Origin of the sequence: Rhizobium sp. RU33A (assembly GCF_900156055.1) — a bacterium.
GTDB lineage: Bacteria > Pseudomonadota > Alphaproteobacteria > Rhizobiales > Rhizobiaceae > Allorhizobium.
In genome coordinates this window covers 378,441-397,306 of the sequence record NZ_FTMQ01000002.1, presented here as the reverse complement: position 1 = coordinate 397,306, position 18,866 = coordinate 378,441, and the positions used below count along the sequence as shown (strand labels likewise).

Genomic DNA, 18,866 nt, shown 5'->3' with positions numbered 1-18,866 from the left:
ATCAGCCCTGGTCCCCGTCCCGGCTGCGCTGATAGCGTGAGCGGAGCCAAAGGATAAGGAACATCGCCATCAGGGCGACCCCACCCACGAAGGCACCGAGTTCGGGCGAGTAGCGCCCCAGCCAGAGCACGACGGTCGGAACGATCAGCATCAGGCCGAAGATCACGGCAACAACGACAGCGGCCTGCGCTGCCGGCGAGCGCGTCGTGCTCGACGTTCCCTCGGACCGCGCGACCTTCTTCGGTTCCGGCAACTTGCTGAACGCGTAGACCACGACCCCGATCGCCACGCAGATGCCGACCGACCAGGCAACCGTCGCGCTCTGGAAACTCGCATAGGCGAGTGCGACAACGGTTACTGCCGTGCCGACATAAAGGATGATGCTGAAGATGTTCGGCTTCACGATTTGCTTTCCTATCAGGTGTCTGAGGCCGCGAGCTCGGCCCGCAGATCCTCGAGCCGACGCCGTTGGCGGCCGGCCTCGTCGAAATTCTCAGGCAAAAGCCAGGCCTCGAAGGCGGCTCGGATCAATGGCCACTCGCTATCAATCATCGAGAACCAGGCGGTGTCGCGATTTCGACCTTTCGACAGCATATGCTGGCGGAACACGCCTTCGAAGCTGAAGCCGTAGCGCTTCGCCGTCACCTTGCTCGGCTGGTTCTCGTTGTGGCACTTCCATTCGTAGCGGCGATAGCCGAGATCGTCGAAGACGTGCCGGGCTAGAAGATAATGCGCCTCGGTCGCGAGCGGCGAACGGCTCATGGTGGGACCATGCGCCACGCCGCCGATTTCCACGACGCCATTGGCCGGATCGGGTCGCATGTAGTTTGCCATGCCGACGATCTTGCCCGACGCCTTGTCGCGAAAAACCTCCGTGACCCAGCCACCTTTCTGGACGGCCGCCAGCCAGGCGTCGAAGTCGTCGATGCCGTTGAAATCGGGCTGGGTGAAATAGATGAGCAGCGGATTGATCGCCATGCCGCCAAGACCGGTCCAGAGCGCATGGAGATGCGCGGAACTGTCAAACGGCTCGACCACGACAAAACGCCCCTCTAGCCTGACAGGCTGGGGCGCCGGACATCCCTTGAATGTCGACAGGTCACGCATGAAAACGCCTCGGGCAAAACAGTGGCCCGAGGCTTAGGGCACGGAGCCGGCAAAGGCAACCGTCCGGGCAGTACCAAGCCCGGACCGGATGCCGCAGCACATGTCAGAGGCTGATCTTCGCGGAGGCGACCGTCGCCTCGATGTGATCCACCAGCGCATCCGGCAATCCGAGGCGACCGGCCAGCATGTCGAGGTAACCGCGCTCGGTGCGGGTGTCGGGCTCGATGGTAAGGCGCGAAGCGGTGTAGATCTCCACCTTCTGCTCCTCGGTCTTGGCCGAGGCGACGAGCGCATCGAGATCAATGGGCTTCGCAAGCTCGGCCTCGATGAAGGCTTCCGCTTCCGAACCGAGGCCGGAAAGGTGAACCTTGTCCATGATCCGCGCCCGCTCGCTTACATCAATATGGCCGTCAGCCTTGGCGGCTGCGATCATCGCGCGCACCAGCGACAGGGCGAAATCATTCGAGATGGCCTCGGGCTCGGTGCTGAAGGGCGAATCCTTCGGCGGCGGCAGGAGCTCCGGCAGCGCCTGCGTCGGCTCGGCCGGCTGTCCGGACTTGTAGTTTCTGTAGGCCTGGTAGCCGAGACCGGCAATTACGGCGAGTCCGCCGAGCTTCAGGGCATTGCCGCCCAGCGATCGACCGGTCTTCGTGCCCAGCAGCACGGCTGCAAGCGCGCCGCTCTTCCACGGGTTGGCCTTCGCCATACCGAGGATATCGTTCCCCTTCTGGCTGATCGAGCCGGATGCGCCCGGCATCTGTGATCCGAGGAATTGATCCAGCAGCTTCTTGGCGTCGAACATTGCGGTCTCCTTGTTGAAACGGTCGCTCCCTAGATAGGAAGCGACCGTGACATTACAAAGAGCCTGATGGAAACGCTGACGAAGATATCAGCCCCTGAGTGCCGATGCTTCGCTCGCAAGCTTGGTTATGCCGGCCCAGTCGCCGGCCGAAACCAGCTCCTTCGGCGCAACCCAGGAGCCTCCGACGCAGACGACGTTCGGCAGCGAAAGATAGTCCATCGCGTTCTTCAGCGAGATCCCACCTGTCGGGCAGAACAGCGTTCCGGCAAGCGGCGAGGACAGGGCCTTGAGATAGGCCGCACCGCCAGCCTGTTCGGCGGGGAAGAATTTCAGAACCTTGTAGCCCTCTTCGCGCAGCGCCATCACTTCAGACGCAGTGGCAGCACCCGGCAGTAGCGGAATGTCGGAGCTCCGCGCCACGTCCAGCAGCTCCTGCGTCGTACCGGGGCTGACGATGAACTGCGAGCCCGCATCGACGGCCGCGGCATAGTGAGCGGCGTTGAGGATGGTGCCTGCGCCAACGACGGCGCCTTCGACTTCCTGAGCCACGAGCCGGACGGCTTCAAGTGCAGCATCGGTCCGGAGCGTGATTTCGATCGCCTTCAGGCCGCCTGCGACAAGAGCACGGGCCAACGGCACCGCCGTCCTGGCATCCTCAACGATCAAAACCGGCACGACCGGCTGAAGCTTCAGGGTGGAGAGGAGCTTTTCGGTTTTGTCGCCCATGGCAGAACCCTCTTTTTAAAACGATTAGATCGGGTTTTCACTAACCCGCGCCGACCGGATTGTCGAGACCGACAGCTAGCACGGAATCTTTCCAGTTTCCTAACACGGCCGCCTCCGCTATGGTTCAGCGGCGTAATTGTTTTCGGAGCGTGAGCGTATGGCGAAGGAAATCGAACGCAAGTTTCTTGTGCGGGACGATGCCTGGAAGGGCGGCGTCACGTCCGAGACCCAGATCAGGCAGGCCTATATCTGCGCCGAAAGCGACCGCTCGGTCCGCATCCGGACCAAGAACGATGCGACCGCCCAGGTCACGATCAAATTCGGCAGCAACCTCCGGGTCCGCGACGAATTCGAATACCCCATCCCCATAGACGACGCCCGCGAAATGATCGGCATTGCCGATGGCCATGTGATCGACAAGACACGCTACACGGTCGATTTTGCCGGCTTCACCTGGGAAGTCGACGTCTTCGCCGGCAATCACCGCGGCCTCGTCATTGCCGAAGTCGAGATGCAGTCGGAGACCGATGATCCGAAGCTGCCCGCATGGCTTGGCCGTGAGGTGACGGGAGACAAGCGTTATTCCAACCAGTCCCTCGCGACCCAGCGAAGCCGCCCGGGGCTGGTGCATGCCCTATAGGATCAGCCCGGACGCCGGACTGGAGACAGAAGTCAGGCGGATCGCCCGCGAACAGCTGGAGCGCGCCATCGCGGCTCTGGAGACCAGACCCGACGGTTTGCACGAGGCGATCCATGAGGCCCGCAAGGGGTTCAAAAGGGTCCGAAACCTCTACCGTCTCGTCGCCTCCGCCGACAAAACGTTCCGGCGCCAGGAGAATGCCCGCATTCGCGACACCGCACGCGGCCTTTCCCTGGTGCGCGACGCGACAGCCCTGATCGAAACCGTCGACCATCTTTCCGAGCACACCCTAACCGATGACGAAGCCGAGACGCTGGATGCGGCCCGCACCGTCCTCGTCCTCCGGCGCGACGACATTGCCTCTTCCGAGACGGATCTCGAGGACAAGGTTCGGCACGCGATCGATCAGTGCCGCGCAGCTCATGCAGCGCTCGATACACTCGAACTTCCCTCGAGACCGGGTCACGCGGCCCGCCTTCTGGCCAAAGGCTGGCGCAAGGGGCTGCAGCGTGCGGCAGAGGCACTGGAGTTCTGCGAGGGACAAGGCCATGGCGAGGCCTATCACGACCTGCGCAAGGCGGCCCAGGCCTATTGGATGAACCTTTCGCTGCTGCGGGAACTCTGGCCGAGTGCCTTCGCCGCCAAGCGCAGGGACGCCAAGAGACTGGTTGACCTGCTTGGCCATGAACACGACTTGACGGTGTTGACGGCCCTGCTCGACCATGAGCCCGAGATCTTCGGTGACGGTGAAGGCCAGTCCTTCCTGCTGGCGATCATCATCCGCCGCCAGCAGGACCTCCGCCGCGAAGCTGTGGCGCTAGCCGGTCAGGTCTTCGCCGACCCCGCCAAAGACGAGGCCGGCGTCATCGAGACGCTCTGGCTGCGGGCCACGGCGTGAGGCTTCGGATCTCAGTCTAGGCGCTGCCGATGCGCACCTGACGATCACAGGTCTTCTCGATCAGGGCTGCGTCGTGGCTGACAAGCAGAACCGCGCAGTTCCGCTCTCGCGCCAGTTCCGTCAAGAGATCGATGGTCTCCTGCTGGGTGATCAGATCGAGACGCGAAGTCGGCTCATCGGCAAACAGGAAGACAGGATCGAGCAGCAGCACGCGCAGAAGAGCGAAACGCTGCAACTCGCCGCCGGACACCTCCGTCGGCAGCCTCGTCAACAACACGGGTGACAGCCGCAGCCGCTCCATCAGCGGCGCGACACGGGTGCCGTCCAGCCTGTGCAGGCGCATCAGATCGGCGATCGCCTCCCCGAGCGTGATCTTCTGCGGAAAGGCAGAGGGCGGATCCTGGTAGAGCTTCTGATAGCGAACGGCAGATGCCTGCGGCAGGCGGGTGACCTCGCCGGCATCGGGTGTCAACAGCCCAAGCAGAACGTCTCCGAGCGAACTCTTGCCCGAGCCGCTTGGCCCCGTGATCCCGACTATCTCGCCGGGACGAAGGGCGATTTCCTGTCCGTCAAACAGCAGCTTGCCGCCACGCACCTTCTTCAAGCCGGAAGCGATCAGGATCGGGTCCGAATCGTCACGAACTCCCAAAGCCCTTTGCGCCCAGTTCTCCGGTTCGGCCGCGATCAGCCGCTGCGTATAGTCGTGGACCGGCGATGCCAGCACGTCTGCCGCCTCACCCGCGTCGACGATCTTGCCCTCCAGCATGACGGCGAGATCGCCGCCCATCTGCCGGGCGAGCGCGAGGTCGTGGGTGATGGTGAGCACCGTGCCACCCGCCTGCACCTCCTGCATCAGAAGCGCGATCACCTCGTCCCGGCGGGCAACATCGAGCCCTTTGGTCGGCTCGTCGGCGATGATGATGCGCGCACCACCGGCCCTTGCTGCGGCAAAGGCAACGCGCTGCGCCATGCCGCCGGAAAGCTGACCCGGGAGCTTTGCCTCGGCATCGAGCACGCCAAGCGCTTCGAGATCGGTGCGAGCCGCAGACACGGCCTCGTCTTCATCGAGACGCCCCAGATAACGATGCCCCCCGGCCACCTGGTCGAGCGCCACCATGGTCGGATCAAGCGCCAGCCATGGCTCCTGCGGCAGGACGCCGACTGTCCGGCCCCAGAGTTTCCGAAAGAGCTTCGGCTCGGCCAGCGGCAGCGTCTCACCATCAATGGTCAGCGAGCCGGTGGCGGTCAGCCCGGACGGCAGGAGGCCGATGATCGCCTGGGCAAGCAGGCTCTTGCCCGAGCCGGTTTCGCCGAGAATGGTGAAGGGCCGCCCCGCCTTGAGGGAAAACGAGACCGGGGCCACGATTTCACCCTTGGCGGCAGAGACCGAAGCCCCATCGACGGAAAGCAGAATGGTCATGGCTTGTCCTTTCCGGCGATCAGTTGCAGGGCGAGCACCATCAGGAAGATGACGGCTATCGGCTGCAGAAGCGCATGCGGCGCCTCCTGGTAATAAGGCAGAAGCTCGATCATCATCGATCCGAGCTCCGGCGTCGGCGGGCGGACACCGACGCTGACGAAGCCGAGCGCCGCGATCGCCATGATCGCAGAGGCAGCACCATAGGCGGCCACCGTCAAAATCATCGGCGCAAGCTCCGGCCAGAGATGCCGGCGCAGGATATATGCGGGACCGAAGCCGAGCAGACGCGAGGCCTCCACAGCCGGAGAAAACAGCAGTGGTCGTGCCAGGGCCCGTGTAAGTCGAAAATACTCGACCCACAGAACGAGGGAGATGCCAACATAGAGCATGGCCGGATTGTCGGGCACGATCGCCGTCAGCATCAGCACCAGCAACAGACCGGGCAGCGCCAGGAAGGCCTCGGACACCGCACCCACGGCGCGATCGGCAAAACCGCCGCGCCAGGCCGCAAGCACTCCGAGCAGCACGCCGGGGATCATTGCGGTGAACACCGAAAGCAGTGCCAGCCCCAGCGACAGGCGAAGGGCTGCCGCAAGCCGCGCCTGCATCGAGCGACCGAGATGGTCATAGCCGAACCAATCGGCAACGCTCGGCCCTTGCAGGCTGTAGCGCAGCGTCTGCTTGAGCGGATCCGTTCCGCCGATCACAAGCGGGAGGAAGGCAAAAGCCAAGAGCCCGCCCAGGATGGCCACGCCAGCCAACCGACGCATCGGCCAACGCGCCGGGCGCGGCGCCACATAATCGAGCGTCGTCATGTGCTGCGTCTCCGGGGATCGATGCCATGGCAGAAGAGATCGACAAGCGCATTGAGCGCGACGAACATAAATCCCATGACCAGTGCCGTACCCTGGATCATCGGCACATCGCGGCCGAAGATCGCATGCACCAGCGCATGGCCTATGCCCGGCCAGGCAAACAGTGTCTCGACGACGACGACCCCCTCGACGAGGTAGACGAACTGCACACCGAGATAGGTGACGATCGGGACGGCAACATTGCGCAGTCCGTGCCGCGTAAAGACCTGCCATTCGCTCAGACCCTTGGTGCGGCCAAAGGTGTAATAGGGCGAGCGCGAAACCGCGACCATGGCATCCCGTGCCACGCGGTTGGAGACGGCAGCAAGACCGAGCGCCAGCGTCAATGCCGGGAGGACAAGATGCGCACCATGGGTGTGGCCTGCCACGGGCAGGAGATTGAAGGTGATCCCGAAGATGATGATCAGGACCAGGCCGACAACGAACTGCGGCAGGGCACGCAGCCCCGTCGAGACCAGCATCAGTGTGCGGTCGAGCACCCCGCCGGGCCTGAGACCCGCGAGAATGCCAAGCGGCGGGCCAATGAACAGCGACAGCACGATAGCGGCGAAAGCCAGCTGGACCGTGTGACCGAGCTGCATGCCGATCTCTTCGATGACCGGTTTGCCGCTGATGAGCGATGTGCCGAGATCAAGGCGCAAGAGGTCGGCCATCCAGTCGAAGAGTGCCAGGATGGCCGGTTTGGCGAGATCGAGTTCGGCGGCCACCTTGGCAGCGGCCGCACTGTCGACGACATCGTAGCCATAGCGGCCGGCAGCGATCCGGTAGGCAAGGTCGCCCGGAAGCGACCTTGTCATCACAAAGCAGATGATACCCACCATGAACGCCACCAGAGCCGCCTGGATCAGGCGGTTCACAATGGCCTTCGTCATTTCGCCCACCGCATGGTTTCGAGACCGAAGCTACGCTCGAACGGATCGATCGTGGCACCCTCCAGCTTCGGCGAGAAGGCGACGGTCTGCTGATACCAGGCCAGCGGAATGACCGGCAGTTCGGCCTGAATGGCAGCGACGGCCTGATGGCGCAGCGCCTCGCCTTCAGCGGGGTCCGTGACGCGGGTCAGATCATCCAGCGCCTTTTCGAAGCCGGCATTCGTCCAGTTCATGGCACCCCAATCACCACCACCACCAGGACCGTAGTCGGAGAGCATGGTGCCGATCGGGTCAGGAACCAGCGCGAAGTTGCGCGCCATCAGCGCGAGTTCCAGCGAACCATCCTGATGCTTGGCCGGGATCTCGGAGGAATTGGTCGAGTTGATGGTGAGCGCAACACCGATTTCCTTCAACTGGTCCTGCAGGACGGCGGCGATCAACGGCAGTTCCGGGCGGTCCGGATAGGTGGTTAGCGTCAGAGCAAACGGCTTGCCGTCCTTGACCAGAATGCCGTCATCAGCCGCCGTCCAGCCGAGCTCGGCCAGAAGCGCCTTGGCTTTGTCGACATCATAACCGAGCGGCGCAAGATCGGCATCGTGCCAGATCTTCAGGCTCGGTGGGAAAAGCTGGGTCGCAGCCGCCGGATAGCGCAGGATGGCGACTGCAAGGCCTTCCCGGTCGATGGCCAAGCTCAACGCCTCGCGCGCCTTGACGTCGGCGAGGAAAGGATGACCGGCATTGACCTTGAGCAGGACGCTGCGCGGGATCGAGACAGACTGCAGCACGACCTTGTCGCTCTTCGAAAGCCGTGTGCGGCTGGCGGGATCGAGGTTGAAGACATAATCGGCGTCACCGCTCTCGGCCATCAGCGCGCGGGTCTCGGCGCGGCTGACCGAAAGATAGGTCGCCTTCTCGATTTCGGGCTTATTGCCCCAGTAGTCGGCAAAGCGCTCGACGGCGAGGCTCTGCGGCGGCTCGATCTTCGTCAGCTTGAACGGTCCCGTTCCGATGATCGACTTGACGTCAGCGCCGTCATAGGAGGCCGGTGCCAGGATCTGCGCACGGTTCTCGGCAAGGAAAGCGAGAAGCGGCACAAAAGGCTTCGTCAGCGAGACGACGAGCGTGCCCTCCCCCTCGGCTTTGATGTCGGCAATCGGCGCCTTGCTCAGAAGTCCGGCTTTGTCCTTGGCAGTCCGGAGCGCAGAGGCGACTGCCTCCGCCGTCAGCGACGTACCGTCCTGGAACGTCACGCCCGACTGCAGCTCGAAGCGCCAGGTCAGGCCGTCGTTGCTGACCGTCCAGCTCTTCGCCAGCGCCGGAACCGGATTGCCATCCTTGTCCGCCTCGACCAGGGTCTCGACGATCCCCATGCGCAGGAAAATGTCGCCCGACTTGGACGGATCGAGACCGCCGATTTCAAAGGGCGCGACGATGTCGACGACGCCGTCGTCCGCGATGGTGGGCGCCGCACCGGCGAGCAGAAGCGCGAATGAGGCTGCGAAGATATTCTTGAACATTAGGATCACCTATAATGTTATAAAGTTACACTCCTCTACTCAAAGCTTTTCGCGCTGTCCAGTGCTGCAACGCACCAACGCACAATCGGCGATCGACTTGACGATTTTCAAACTTGCCCGGGCGAACGGAAATCCGTTGCGCAGCAAGGGCCGAGGGGGTATTTCGCAGACCATGACCGAACACACTTCAGCCCCCCGCCCTGAGACAACCGGCGCCTTTTGCGTCGCCGCCCTCTATCACTTTGCCAAGTTTCCGCGCTTCGAAAGCTTCCAGGAGCCACTCGAGACCCTTTGCAAAACAGAAGGCGTCAAGGGTACTCTGCTGATTGCCCATGAAGGCATCAACGGCACCATCGCCGGCACAGATGCTGCGATCGCCAAGGTGCTTGCCTACATTCGTAGTCAGCCGGAATTCTCGAACCTGGAGCACAAGGAAAGTCGGGCCTCCAAGATGCCCTTCCTGCGCATGAAGGTTCGGCTGAAAAAGGAAATCGTCACCATGGGCGTCGAGGACATCGACCCCAACGAGATCGTCGGTACCTATGTCGATCCGAAGGACTGGAACGATCTGATCTCAGATCCCGAGACCATCGTCATCGACACCCGCAACGACTACGAGACGGCTATCGGCATCTTCCGCGGCGCCGTCGACCCGAACACCAAGACGTTCCGCGAGTTTCCCGACTGGGTGAAGAACAATCCCGGCCTGCACAACAAGCCGAAGATCGCCATGTATTGCACCGGCGGCATCCGCTGCGAAAAGGCGACGGCTTTCATGAAGCAACAGGGCTTCGATGAGGTCTACCACCTCAAGGGCGGCATTCTGAAATATCTGGAGGAAGTGCCGGAAGAACAGAGCCTCTGGGACGGCGCCTGCTTCGTCTTTGACGAACGGGTCTCCGTGACCCATGGCCTGAAAGAGGGCGATCACAGGCTCTGCCATGCCTGCCGCAACCCGATCACAGCAGAAGAACTGACCCATCCGCATTACGAGGAAGGCGTCTCCTGCAGCCATTGCTATCCCGATCGCACCGAAGCCGATCGTGACCGCTATCGTCAGCGCCAATTGCAGATCGCGCTCGCCAGGAAGCGTGGCGAAAAGCACATCGGCGGCTGAAAGCCGCCGATGGAATGTTTGGCCTGATCAGCCGGAGATCGTATCTCCGCGCTTCCAGTCTTTGCGGCCCCAGTTTCTGAGCCGCATGCGCGGTGCGACCACCAGTGCGAAGAAGGGGGCAGCGGCAAAGGCGGCGATGACGACCAGCGGCAGCAGGACCTTGGCGTGAGCAGCCAAAGCCGGGATCGACAGCACGAGAATGGCGCCGACTCCGAAGATCACGGCATTGATCATCATGCTGCAGACGATTTTAAGCCAGGTATCTGTGGTGAACATGGAATGTCTCCTTTCTGAAAGGAGAAGGCGCAAGACCGGCAATCGTTCCAGATCATCCGTTCCTATGCTCAGGCCGGCAGGCCACCATCGCGGCCGGCGGCAAAGGCAAGTTCGGCAGCCTTGGCCCGCAGTTCCATCGGTCTTAGCATCAGCGCGGCAATCTGTTCTGGGGACTGCGGACGGCCGAAGAGATAGCCTTGCAACTGGTCGCAGCCAGCAATCCGAAGGATGACGGCCTGCTGCTCGGTCTCGACCCCCTCGGCCGTGACGGGGATGCCGAGCGAGCGGGCAAGAGCCACAGTTGCCTGCAGCATTTCCACGGCCCGATGGCCCCGATCGAGCGATTGGACGAGCGACCGGTCGATCTTCATCCGATCAAAGCCGAATTGCCGGAGATAGCCAACACTGGAGAAACCTGCGCCGAAATCATCAAGCGCGATCCTGAGGCCGAGCGACCGCAGCCGGTCCATGGCGAGCCTTGCCCGTTCGGGGCTCTGGATGAAGTAGGTTTCGGTCATCTCCATGACGACCCGACCGGGCTCGATGCGCGCCTCCGCGAAGGTCGCCGCGACATGATCGACAAAGGCCGGATCCCGGAACTGGCCTGGAGAAACGTTGACAGAAAGCTTCAGCTCGGGCCAATCACCGAGCTGGCGAAGAGCCTGGCTGAGAACGCAGAGGCCGAGCTGATCGATCAGGCCGCTGGTCTCGGCGATCGGAATGAACACGTCCGGCGACACCGGCCCATGTCCCCTGCGCGTCCAGCGCGCCAGCGCCTCGACGCTGACCAGGGTGAAGGTCTTGGCATCGACGACCGGTTGGTAGACGACCTCGATTTCACCGCGTGCGATGGCCTCGCGCAGATCGATTTCCATCTGATTGCGGCTTTCCCGCTCCTCGTCCATGCGGGGGTCGTAGACCGTCCAGCGGCCACGGCCACCATCCTTGGACGAATACATGGCCATGTCGGCGCGCCGCGTCAGCTCGCCACCATCGACAAGACCGCCCTCGGAAACGCAGATGCCGATGCTGCAACCGACAACGACGGTCCGTTCGCCCAGAAGCACAGGCTCGTCGAAGAAGGCGATGATAGAACCTGCAAGTGAAAGGGCACGCTCCTGTGCATTGTTGCCCGTCAGCACGATGCCGAATTCGTCGCCGCCGATCCTGGCAAGTGCGGAAGCATCACCGACCAGAACCGAGAGGCCGGCCGCGACCGCGCGGATGAGCCGGTCGCCCGTCGCATGACCATAGGCGTCGTTGACCTCCTTGAAGCCATCCAGATCGAGATAGAGCAGCACGACATCTTCGTTCATGTCGCGCCCGCGTCGCACCTGATCCTCAAGCAACTGGGTAAGCCCGGCACGATTGAGGAGACCGCTGAGGCGATCGGTCTGCGCGAGCTGGACGGCATTGGCTTCATCGGCCCGCACCCGGCGCAACTCGGCATTGCCGATGATGACGAGCAGGACGGCATAGATGGTAACGATCACCAGCGCCGCCTTGATCAGGGGCGCGACCTGTTCGCGGCTCTGGTCTCCCGGGGCACGCGGGGTCCAAGCCAGGGAGGCGATGGCCTGACCGGAAGGAGCAGAGATCGTGACGGATGCATTGCTCGAGGACGGCGGCGTCAGGACGAGGCCGGGAAGCACATAAGCGTCGGACAGTCGCTCCACCGTAAGCGGCGAAAGATGCCGGATGAAGGCGAGATAGACTCGCTCTGCCCGGGGAACGCCGACGTCTCCTGATTTCGGACGGATCAGGGCAACACCGGCAGAGCCGATCCCCCTTTGCGTGCGGATGAAGCCGAGCGACTGGGGAACGAGACCGCTCTGGCCTGAGCGCACCTTGTCGAAGAGCTCCACCAACGCAGGCGTCAGATAGCCACGGGCATCGCCCTCGACCGGCTCCCCGTCAGAATAGGCCATCATCGGACGCCCCTCGGCATCGAGCACGATCGCCACGTCGAACAGGTCGCTGTCGAAGGTCATGTCGCCAAAATTGCTGATCATCCAGGCCATGTCCTTGTGGACATAGGCATTGGTCGCGGCATCATCCCAGGCAGTGTAGTCGAGCAGTGTCGCGCCCAGCTGATGTTCGAAGGTCTGAACGGCGCCGACGAGCGTTTCGCGCGAGCGTTCCTCGTCCAGATGGTTGGCATAGCTCGCGACGCGATCGAGCGCGGTCATCACGATCGAGGCCACCATCATCGCCATGGTCGCGAAAACGACGAGCAAGACTGCGACCGCCACCCGTCGGGTGGCAAGTGGCCGTAGCCGTCTGTCGAAATGGTGAAGCCGCATACGATCTACCCAAGGCTGAAGCCACACCTTGCGTCGAAATGTGTTCAATTTGACTTAACACACTGAAGAGCATGCAGAATAACCAACCACCTGAATATCCTGATATGCAACGAAAAAGGACCCCGGTTTCCCGGAGCCCTTTGCAGGTCGGCCTGGAGGTACCGACACGGATAGACGGATGGTCAGGCGACGACGGAGACGAACTCATCCTTCGGACGACGCACCTTCTTCAGTCCGGCAAGCCAGTCGCCTTCGGCGGCGCGATAACCGAGCGGCAGGATCGTCACCGAACGCAGACCCTTTTCGCGAAGACCAAGGATCTCGTCGAGCTTGGCCGCATCGAAACCTTCCATCGGGGTCGCATCGACGCCTTCGAAGGCGGCGGCAGCAACCGACATGCCAAAGCCGATATAGGCCTGGCGGGCGGCATGCTCGAAGTTCACGTCCGCATCGCGGCCCGGATACATGCCGAGCAGCATCTGACGATAATTTTCGAAGCCCTCGTTCTTGAAGCCGCGCTCGTCATTGGTCAGGTCGAACATGTGGTTGATGCGCTCGACCGTGTAATTGTCCCAGGCGGCGAAGACGAGAAGATGCGAGCCTTCGGTCACCTGTGCCTGGTTCCAGGCGATTTCCTGGATCTTGGCACGGACGTCCTTGTTGGTAACGACGATCACTTCAAAGGGCTGCAACCCGCTGGAGGTCGGTGCGAGACGCGCGGCCTCGACAATGCGCTCGACCTTGTCCTCGGACACGGACTTGGAAGGGTCCATCTTCTTGGTGGCATAACGCCAGTTGAGCTTTTCGATCAATGCGGACATGGTGTCGCTCCTGTTTGAACCCTCAAGGCGCCACGGGAGTTGGCACGGCCGATCGGGTCTGGTATAAATTCGTAACCAGGCCTAGATATGGAACCGGAAAATTTGTGCAAGAAGGCACATTTTTGATACCAGGTTACACCGATGGAACGATTGGACCCTCCATGTGCGATAACTACGATCCTAACAAGTGCCAGACCGTCAGCGAAATGCTGGCCCGTCTGGGTGATAAATGGACGGTTCTGGTCATCATGATGCTCGGAGACGGGCCGCAACGCTTCTCCGATCTGAAGCGATCGGTGGTCGGCATATCCCAGCGCATGCTGACATTGACACTGCGCGCACTGGAGCGGGACGGCATCGTCGAACGCACAGTGCATCCCACCGTGCCACCCAAGGTGGAATATGCCCTGACCGATCTCGGCCGCTCCTTCGGCGAGCCGATCCGGGCGCTGGGCGGCTGGGTTTTCACCCATCACGAACGCATCCAGTCGGCCCGTGCCGACTTCGACCGGCGCAACGAAGTGGATGCCGGCAACAAGCTGATCAAGCTCGGCTGACCAGGATTACGGGGGCCATAGCCCCCTGCCCGCTCAATCCGCCTTGAAGTTTCCCTTCGGAAACTCTGAGGCAAGATCACGATACCACTTGCCGCTCTTCTTGATGGTGCGGACCTGGGTGTCGTAATCGACATGCACGAGGCCGAAGCGCATCCGGTACCCCTCCGCCCACTCGAAATTGTCCATCAGCGACCAGGCGAAATAGCCCTGCATCGGATAGCCATCGGCAATCAGATCGGCGACCTTGTCGAGATGCTCAGCGTAATAATCCAGCCGCGGCTGGTCCTCGACCTCGCCACCCTCGACCTCCATGTTGTAACAGGCGCCGTTTTCGGTGATGTAACAAACCGGCAGGTCGTAGCGGGCATAGAGCCGCTCGACGAGCGACTTCAGCGCCGGCGCATAGACTTCCCAGCCGATATCGGTTTTCACATCCGAAACCGGAGCCGCATTGACGGTCGCCGGGAATTCGGCACCCGGCGTCGGATCGGCGGCAACGCGCATCGGCGTGTAGTAGTTGAGCCCCCACCAATCGAGCGGCTGGCTGATGATGCCGAGATCGCCCTCCTCGATCTTGGGCATGCGATGCCCCAGCGCCGAGAGGAACTCGGCCGGATATTCGCCCCTGAAGACTGGATCGAAGAAGACGCCATTGTGGAACTGATGCGCCCGCTCGGCCGCCGCGCGATCTTCAGCGCTGTCGGAGCCCGGCAGCGTCTCATGCGCATTGAGCACCAACCCCACGGGCACCTTGGGGCTAATTTCCCGGATCGCCTGAACGGAAAGACCGTGCGCCAGATTGGTGTAGTGCAGCGCATGAAGGGCCGCATCCATGCTGCGCTCGCCGGGCGCATGCACGCCGTAGAGATGGCTGAGCCAGACCGAGCACCAGGGCTCGTTGAAGGTTGCGACCGCATCGAGCCGGTCGCCGAGCCGCTCCATCACCACTTTGGTATAGCGCTGGAAAGCCTGTGCCGTGGAGCGCGCCGTCCAGCCGCCCTCGCCCGTCAAGGCAAGCGGCAGATCCCAATGGTAGAGCGTCGCATAGGCCTTGATGCCGCGTGCCTTCAGCCCGTCGACGAGGTTGTCATAGAAATCGAGACCCTTCTCGTTGATCGGGCCCGTTCCTTCCGGAAGGACGCGCGGCCAGGCGATCGAGAAGCGATAGCCGGTCACGCCCATGTCCTTGATCAGATCAAGATCGCTTTCCCAGCGATTGTAGTGATCGCAGGCCATATCGCCATTATGCCGCCCATAAACCCGGCCCGGCATGTTGGAAAACGCATCCCAGATCGAGGGCTTGCGCCCATCCGCCTTCGACGCTCCTTCAATCTGGAAGGAGGCGGTCGCGACCCCAAACAGGAAGTCACCGGGAAAACGCGAGGCGAGAGCCTTGGGATCGATCATGACACTGTCCTTCGTCATATCAGGGCGCAGATGGGCGCCCGCAGTCGGTCGTTGAGCGGTTTAGAGCAAAGGCGCAACGCGGTGAAGACATCAGGAACAAAAAACTGCAACGTTGCAGTTAAGACACCCTCCTCTCCCCTAGAGGGGGAGGGTGGGAGCGCAGCGGAGGGGTGGGGTGACCTGCACGAGGCCGGCGTGCCCTCCTCTCCCCGTGGCGAGAGGGAAGCCGAGCGCAGCGGAGGCAGGGTGAGGGGGCGGATCGACATGCGCAAACATGTCGCCTGAGCTTCGCTCCCCCTCATCCGGTGCTGCGCGCCACCTTCTCCCCGCTGGGGAGAAGAGAGAAAGAGCCGCTAACGCCCCTCAAAACTCGCCTCAAACGGAAGCTGAGATCAAACCTTCACCCAACCGCCATTCTTTTTGCCCGACTCGATGCAAGCCTCAACGAACGCGACCCCCTTCACGCCGTCATCGACCGTCGGATAGATCACCGCCGCATCGACCGCAGTCCCGGCCTTTGCCGCATTGATGGCGTGAGCCGCTTCCGTATAGATCGTTGCGAAAGCTTCGAGATAGCCTTCCGGATGACCCGACGGAATACGTGTCACGCGGCCAGCTGCGGCATTCGCCCCTGCCCCGCCACGCGTGATCAACTGCTTGGGTTCGCCAAGCCGGGTGAACCACAGATAGTTCGGATCAGCCTGCGTCCATTCGATGCCGGCCTTCGTGCCATAGATGCGGACCTTCAGCCCGTTCTCGTTGCCGGTCGCCACCTGGCTGCACCAGAGCAGACCCTTGGCGGGCATTTCTGTCCCCTTGGCTTTGAAGCGCAGCATCACATGGGCGTTGTCGTCGAGACGGCGCCCTTCGACGAAGGTGTGCACATCAGCTGCCAGCTCGTCGAGTTCGAGGCCGGAGATGAACGAGCCGAGATTATAGGCATGCGTGCCGATATCACCGGTCGAACCACCCGCACCCGACTGCTTCGGATCGGTGCGCCAGGCGGCCTGCTTCTGGCCGGTCTGCTCGATCGGCTCGGCCAGCCAATCCTGCGGATATTCCATCTGCACGAGACGCAGATCCCCGAGTTCGCCGGAGCGCACAAGCTCGCGCGCATGCCGCACCATCGGATAGCCAGTGTAATTGTGGGTGAGGATAAACAGCGCCTTGGCCTTGTCGGCAACCGCCTTCAGCGCCTTGGCGTCTTCGAGATTTGAGGTGAGCGGCTTATCGCAGATGACATGGATGCCACGCTCCAGGAAGGCCTTGGCGGCCGGGAAATGCACATGGTTCGGCGTCACGATCGACACGGCCTCGATACCGTCGGGGCGCGCCGCTTCCTTTTCCGCCATCTCTTCGTAAGAACCGTAGCAACGCTCGGGATCGAGCCCGAGTTCGCGACCGGAGGCCACCGACTTCTCCGGTGTCGAGGACAGAGCACCGGCAACGAGGTCGTACTGGTCGTCGAGACGGGCCGCCATGCGGTGCACTGCGCCGATGAAGGCCCCGGCGCCACCGCCGACCATCCCCAACCGGATCTTCGGTGTCCGTTCGCCCGACTTGCTTGCTTCGATCGCCATGATGCGTCCTCCTTCATGAGCTGCGTCTGGAGTTCACGCTCCAGATCCGTTAGACTGGCATCCGAGAAGAAGGATGCCCTGACAGTGAACATCTGAGATCCGCCTCTTCTGAGGCAAAGCGAACAAGCCCGCGTCAGCGATCACCGCGACGCTGAATGGAAGCTTTTGCAAGGATCTCAACCATGCCTATTCTCGACCCGAGAATACCCTATCCGATCACGCTCGCCGATGGGACACCCTATCGCGAGACCGTTCAGCTTGCTGCCGTCATCGATCATCCCCGAATGGAGATCGGCGACTTCAGCTATTTCACCCATTCCGGCACCGCAGAAGAGACGGCAGCGATCCTCGCGCCCTATCTCTACCCCTTCAGCCAGGAACGGCTGGTGATCGGCCGCTTCGTGCAGATTGCCCGCGAGGTGATCTTCATCACCAGTTCGGCCAACCATGCCATGTCGGGTGTGACGACCTATCCCTTCCGCGTCTTCAGCCCTGACACAATCGGCGGCTATCAGGAGCTGCCTTTCCAAGACACCATCATCGGCCATGATGTCTGGATCGGCCATGGCGCAACGATCATGCCGGGGGTCACGATCGGCTCCGGAGCCATCATTGCCGCGCGTGCGGTCGTCACCCGCGATGTGCCGCCCTACGCGATCGTCGGCGGCAATCCCGCTAACTTGATCCGCAAACGCTTCACGGACGAGGAGATCGCTGAACTCCTAACCCTCGCCTGGTGGGACTGGCCGCTCGACAAGATCGAACGCGCCCTGCCCCACCTCGAGAGCGGCGACATCGCCGCCCTCAAGCAGGCGTGACGATCAGAGCCCCAGCATCCGGCGGTTCGCGGCATCGTCCGTACCGCCAGACGCGAAGTCGTCGAACGCCTTCTCGGTGACGCGGATGATATGCGCCCGGACGAAATCGGCCCCTTCGCGGGCGCCGTCTTCCGGATGCTTCAGTGCGCATTCCCATTCGACAACGGCCCAGCCGTCGAAGTCGTTCGCTGCCATCTTCGAAAAAATCGCGCCGAAATCGACCTGGCCGTCACCGAGCGAGCGGAAGCGCCCGGCGCGGTTGACCCAGCCCTGGTAACCACCATAGACGCCCTGCCGACCGGTCGGGTTGAACTCCGCGTCCTTGACGTGGAACATCTTGATCCGGTCTTTGTAGATGTCGATGTTGTCGAGATAGTCGAGGCACTGCAGCACGTAATGCGACGGGTCATAGAGCATGTTGGCGCGGGAGTGGTTCTTCACCCGCTCGAGGAACATCTCGAAGGTCACGCCATCATGCAGGTCTTCGCCCGGATGGATCTCATAGCAGACGTCGACACCCTGTTCGTCCGCGTAATCGAGGATCGGCAACCAGCGGCGTGCAAGTTCGTCAAAAGCGGTCTCGACCAGACCCGCCGGGCGCTGAGGCCAGGGATAGATATAGGGCCAGGCAAGCGCGCCCGAGAAGGTCGCATGCGCCTTGATGCCGAGATTGCGCGAAGCCTTCAGCGCATATTTGACCTGTTGCACCGCCCATTCCTGGCGGGCCTTCGGATTTCCGCGCACTTCGGGTGCGGCAAAGCCGTCGAAGGCTTCGTCATAGGCCGGATGAACCGCGACCAACTGGCCCTGCAGGTGGGTGGAGAGTTCCGTGATTTCGACGCCGTTCGCCCGCGCCACACCGGCAAGCTCGTCGCAATAATCCTTGGATTCAGCGGCCTTTTTCAGGTCCATCAGCTGGCCGGCCCAGGTCGGAACCTGGACGCCCTCATAACCCTTTTCGGCCGCCCATTTGGTAATCCCATCCCAGGTGTTGAACGGTGCGGCATCACCCGCAAACTGGCCGAGAAAGATCGCCGGTCCTTTGATCGTCTTCATGAATTCTCCTCCCTGAGATCCCTGCAACGTTTCCGTGAACGATTACAGGAGATGGAATTTCGACACAACCGCAA

At 62.2% G+C, this 18,866-nt stretch carries 19 protein-coding genes; 5 read left to right on the top strand and 14 right to left on the bottom strand.

The genetic code is table 11. The annotated features are described in order from the left end of the window. Position 1: 1 nt before the first annotated feature. The 4 genes from BW978_RS23755 to BW978_RS07840 form a co-directional block, all read right to left on the bottom strand. Entirely contained in the window at positions 2–403 is a 402-nt protein-coding gene (locus BW978_RS23755; RefSeq protein WP_244551919.1) for a hypothetical protein, read from the bottom strand. A gap of 14 nt (positions 404–417) precedes the next feature. Next, entirely contained in the window at positions 418–1,107 is a 690-nt protein-coding gene (locus BW978_RS07850) for a GNAT family N-acetyltransferase (RefSeq protein ID WP_076393879.1), read from the bottom strand. 103 nt (positions 1,108–1,210) lie between these two features. Next, positions 1,211–1,909 carry a tellurite resistance TerB family protein gene (locus BW978_RS07845; protein WP_076393877.1) on the bottom strand — a complete coding sequence of 233 codons (699 nt, stop codon included), beginning with the start codon at positions 1,907–1,909 and terminating at the stop codon, positions 1,211–1,213. 87 nt (positions 1,910–1,996) lie between these two features. Beyond that, positions 1,997–2,635, bottom strand: coding sequence for a 2-dehydro-3-deoxy-phosphogluconate aldolase (locus BW978_RS07840; RefSeq protein ID WP_076393875.1), 639 nt, complete (start codon positions 2,633–2,635; stop codon positions 1,997–1,999). A gap of 157 nt (positions 2,636–2,792) precedes the next feature. On the opposite strand from BW978_RS07840, the gene BW978_RS07835 reads away from it, so the two are divergent. After that, positions 2,793–3,275 (top strand): CYTH domain-containing protein, encoded by a 483-nt coding sequence (locus BW978_RS07835; RefSeq protein ID WP_054148162.1) that lies wholly within the window; start codon positions 2,793–2,795, stop codon positions 3,273–3,275. Beyond that, on the top strand, positions 3,265–4,173 hold the full coding sequence (locus BW978_RS07830) for a CHAD domain-containing protein (protein ID WP_076393873.1): 909 nt from the start codon (positions 3,265–3,267) through the stop codon (positions 4,171–4,173). The genes BW978_RS07835 and BW978_RS07830 overlap by 11 nt, the downstream gene beginning before the upstream one ends. Positions 4,174–4,189: 16 nt before the next feature. Here BW978_RS07830 and BW978_RS07825 read toward each other — a convergent pair whose 3' ends face one another. The 4 genes from BW978_RS07825 to BW978_RS07810 are packed head-to-tail and all read right to left on the bottom strand — an operon-like array spanning position 4,190 to position 8,857. Next, positions 4,190–5,593, bottom strand: a complete 1,404-nt coding sequence (locus BW978_RS07825; RefSeq protein WP_076393871.1) for an ABC transporter ATP-binding protein — start codon at positions 5,591–5,593, stop codon at positions 4,190–4,192. Beyond that, the gene (locus tag BW978_RS07820; RefSeq protein ID WP_083697532.1) at positions 5,590–6,408 is read right to left on the bottom strand and encodes an ABC transporter permease; all 819 of its coding nucleotides are present in this window, start codon (positions 6,406–6,408) and stop codon (positions 5,590–5,592) included. Before BW978_RS07820 ends, BW978_RS07825 begins: the two co-directional genes overlap by 4 nt. Beyond that, the gene (locus BW978_RS07815) at positions 6,405–7,340 is read right to left on the bottom strand and encodes an ABC transporter permease (protein WP_076393869.1); all 936 of its coding nucleotides are present in this window, start codon (positions 7,338–7,340) and stop codon (positions 6,405–6,407) included. The genes BW978_RS07820 and BW978_RS07815 overlap by 4 nt, the downstream gene beginning before the upstream one ends. Beyond that, positions 7,337–8,857 (bottom strand): ABC transporter substrate-binding protein, encoded by a 1,521-nt coding sequence (locus tag BW978_RS07810; protein WP_076393867.1) that lies wholly within the window; start codon positions 8,855–8,857, stop codon positions 7,337–7,339. Before BW978_RS07810 ends, BW978_RS07815 begins: the two co-directional genes overlap by 4 nt. A 172-nt stretch (positions 8,858–9,029) precedes the next feature. On the opposite strand from BW978_RS07810, the gene BW978_RS07805 reads away from it, so the two are divergent. Next, positions 9,030–9,974 (top strand): oxygen-dependent tRNA uridine(34) hydroxylase TrhO, encoded by a 945-nt coding sequence (locus tag BW978_RS07805; RefSeq protein ID WP_139330392.1) that lies wholly within the window; start codon positions 9,030–9,032, stop codon positions 9,972–9,974. 27 nt (positions 9,975–10,001) lie between these two features. Here BW978_RS07805 and BW978_RS07800 read toward each other — a convergent pair whose 3' ends face one another. From BW978_RS07800 to BW978_RS07790, 3 genes are all read right to left on the bottom strand, one after another. Further along, positions 10,002–10,250: a hypothetical protein gene (locus BW978_RS07800; protein WP_076393865.1), complete on the bottom strand. Its 249-nt coding sequence runs from the start codon at positions 10,248–10,250 to the stop codon at positions 10,002–10,004. Between the two features lie 68 nt (positions 10,251–10,318). Continuing rightward, on the bottom strand, positions 10,319–12,553 hold the full coding sequence (locus tag BW978_RS07795) for a putative bifunctional diguanylate cyclase/phosphodiesterase (protein ID WP_076393863.1): 2,235 nt from the start codon (positions 12,551–12,553) through the stop codon (positions 10,319–10,321). Positions 12,554–12,735: 182 nt separating this feature from the next. Further along, positions 12,736–13,374 (bottom strand): NAD(P)H-dependent oxidoreductase, encoded by a 639-nt coding sequence (locus BW978_RS07790; RefSeq protein ID WP_076393861.1) that lies wholly within the window; start codon positions 13,372–13,374, stop codon positions 12,736–12,738. Between the two features lie 161 nt (positions 13,375–13,535). Here BW978_RS07790 and BW978_RS07785 point away from each other — a divergent pair, with 161 nt between their 5' ends. Beyond that, positions 13,536–13,931 carry a winged helix-turn-helix transcriptional regulator gene (locus BW978_RS07785; RefSeq protein WP_139330390.1) on the top strand — a complete coding sequence of 132 codons (396 nt, stop codon included), beginning with the start codon at positions 13,536–13,538 and terminating at the stop codon, positions 13,929–13,931. 33 nt (positions 13,932–13,964) lie between these two features. Here BW978_RS07785 and BW978_RS07780 read toward each other — a convergent pair whose 3' ends face one another. Then, positions 13,965–15,338, bottom strand: a complete 1,374-nt coding sequence (locus BW978_RS07780; RefSeq protein ID WP_076393857.1) for a GH1 family beta-glucosidase — start codon at positions 15,336–15,338, stop codon at positions 13,965–13,967. Between the two features lie 392 nt (positions 15,339–15,730). Further along, positions 15,731–16,918, bottom strand: a complete 1,188-nt coding sequence (locus tag BW978_RS07775) for a Gfo/Idh/MocA family protein (RefSeq protein ID WP_076393855.1) — start codon at positions 16,916–16,918, stop codon at positions 15,731–15,733. 182 nt (positions 16,919–17,100) lie between these two features. Here BW978_RS07775 and BW978_RS07770 point away from each other — a divergent pair, with 182 nt between their 5' ends. Then, on the top strand, positions 17,101–17,736 hold the full coding sequence (locus BW978_RS07770; RefSeq protein ID WP_076393853.1) for a CatB-related O-acetyltransferase: 636 nt from the start codon (positions 17,101–17,103) through the stop codon (positions 17,734–17,736). A gap of 3 nt (positions 17,737–17,739) precedes the next feature. Here the strand turns inward: BW978_RS07770 and BW978_RS07765 are convergent, their stop codons facing one another. Next, a complete protein-coding gene (locus BW978_RS07765; RefSeq protein ID WP_076393851.1) occupies positions 17,740–18,792 on the bottom strand; it encodes a sugar phosphate isomerase/epimerase family protein in 1,053 nt (350 codons plus the stop codon). Positions 18,793–18,866 lie beyond the last annotated feature (74 nt).

Coding starts and splice junctions, on each gene's coding strand:
- BW978_RS07795 (WP_076393863.1), bottom strand. CDS start 12,553: ATGCGGCTTCACCATTTCGACAGACGGCTACGGCCACTTGCCACCCGA.
- BW978_RS07850 (WP_076393879.1), bottom strand. CDS start 1,107: ATGCGTGACCTGTCGACATTCAAGGGATGTCCGGCGCCCCAGCCTGTC.
- BW978_RS07770 (WP_076393853.1), top strand. CDS start 17,101: ATGCCTATTCTCGACCCGAGAATACCCTATCCGATCACGCTCGCCGAT.
- BW978_RS07785 (WP_139330390.1), top strand. CDS start 13,536: ATGTGCGATAACTACGATCCTAACAAGTGCCAGACCGTCAGCGAAATG.
- BW978_RS07845 (WP_076393877.1), bottom strand. CDS start 1,909: ATGTTCGACGCCAAGAAGCTGCTGGATCAATTCCTCGGATCACAGATG.
- BW978_RS07775 (WP_076393855.1), bottom strand. CDS start 16,918: ATGGCGATCGAAGCAAGCAAGTCGGGCGAACGGACACCGAAGATCCGG.
- BW978_RS07790 (WP_076393861.1), bottom strand. CDS start 13,374: ATGTCCGCATTGATCGAAAAGCTCAACTGGCGTTATGCCACCAAGAAG.
- BW978_RS07820 (WP_083697532.1), bottom strand. CDS start 6,408: ATGACGACGCTCGATTATGTGGCGCCGCGCCCGGCGCGTTGGCCGATG.
- BW978_RS07830 (WP_076393873.1), top strand. CDS start 3,265: ATGCCCTATAGGATCAGCCCGGACGCCGGACTGGAGACAGAAGTCAGG.
- BW978_RS07765 (WP_076393851.1), bottom strand. CDS start 18,792: ATGAAGACGATCAAAGGACCGGCGATCTTTCTCGGCCAGTTTGCGGGT.
- BW978_RS07825 (WP_076393871.1), bottom strand. CDS start 5,593: ATGACCATTCTGCTTTCCGTCGATGGGGCTTCGGTCTCTGCCGCCAAG.
- BW978_RS07805 (WP_139330392.1), top strand. CDS start 9,030: ATGACCGAACACACTTCAGCCCCCCGCCCTGAGACAACCGGCGCCTTT.
- BW978_RS07815 (WP_076393869.1), bottom strand. CDS start 7,340: ATGACGAAGGCCATTGTGAACCGCCTGATCCAGGCGGCTCTGGTGGCG.
- BW978_RS07810 (WP_076393867.1), bottom strand. CDS start 8,857: ATGTTCAAGAATATCTTCGCAGCCTCATTCGCGCTTCTGCTCGCCGGT.
- BW978_RS07800 (WP_076393865.1), bottom strand. CDS start 10,250: ATGTTCACCACAGATACCTGGCTTAAAATCGTCTGCAGCATGATGATC.
- BW978_RS07835 (WP_054148162.1), top strand. CDS start 2,793: ATGGCGAAGGAAATCGAACGCAAGTTTCTTGTGCGGGACGATGCCTGG.
- BW978_RS07840 (WP_076393875.1), bottom strand. CDS start 2,635: ATGGGCGACAAAACCGAAAAGCTCCTCTCCACCCTGAAGCTTCAGCCG.
- BW978_RS07780 (WP_076393857.1), bottom strand. CDS start 15,338: ATGATCGATCCCAAGGCTCTCGCCTCGCGTTTTCCCGGTGACTTCCTG.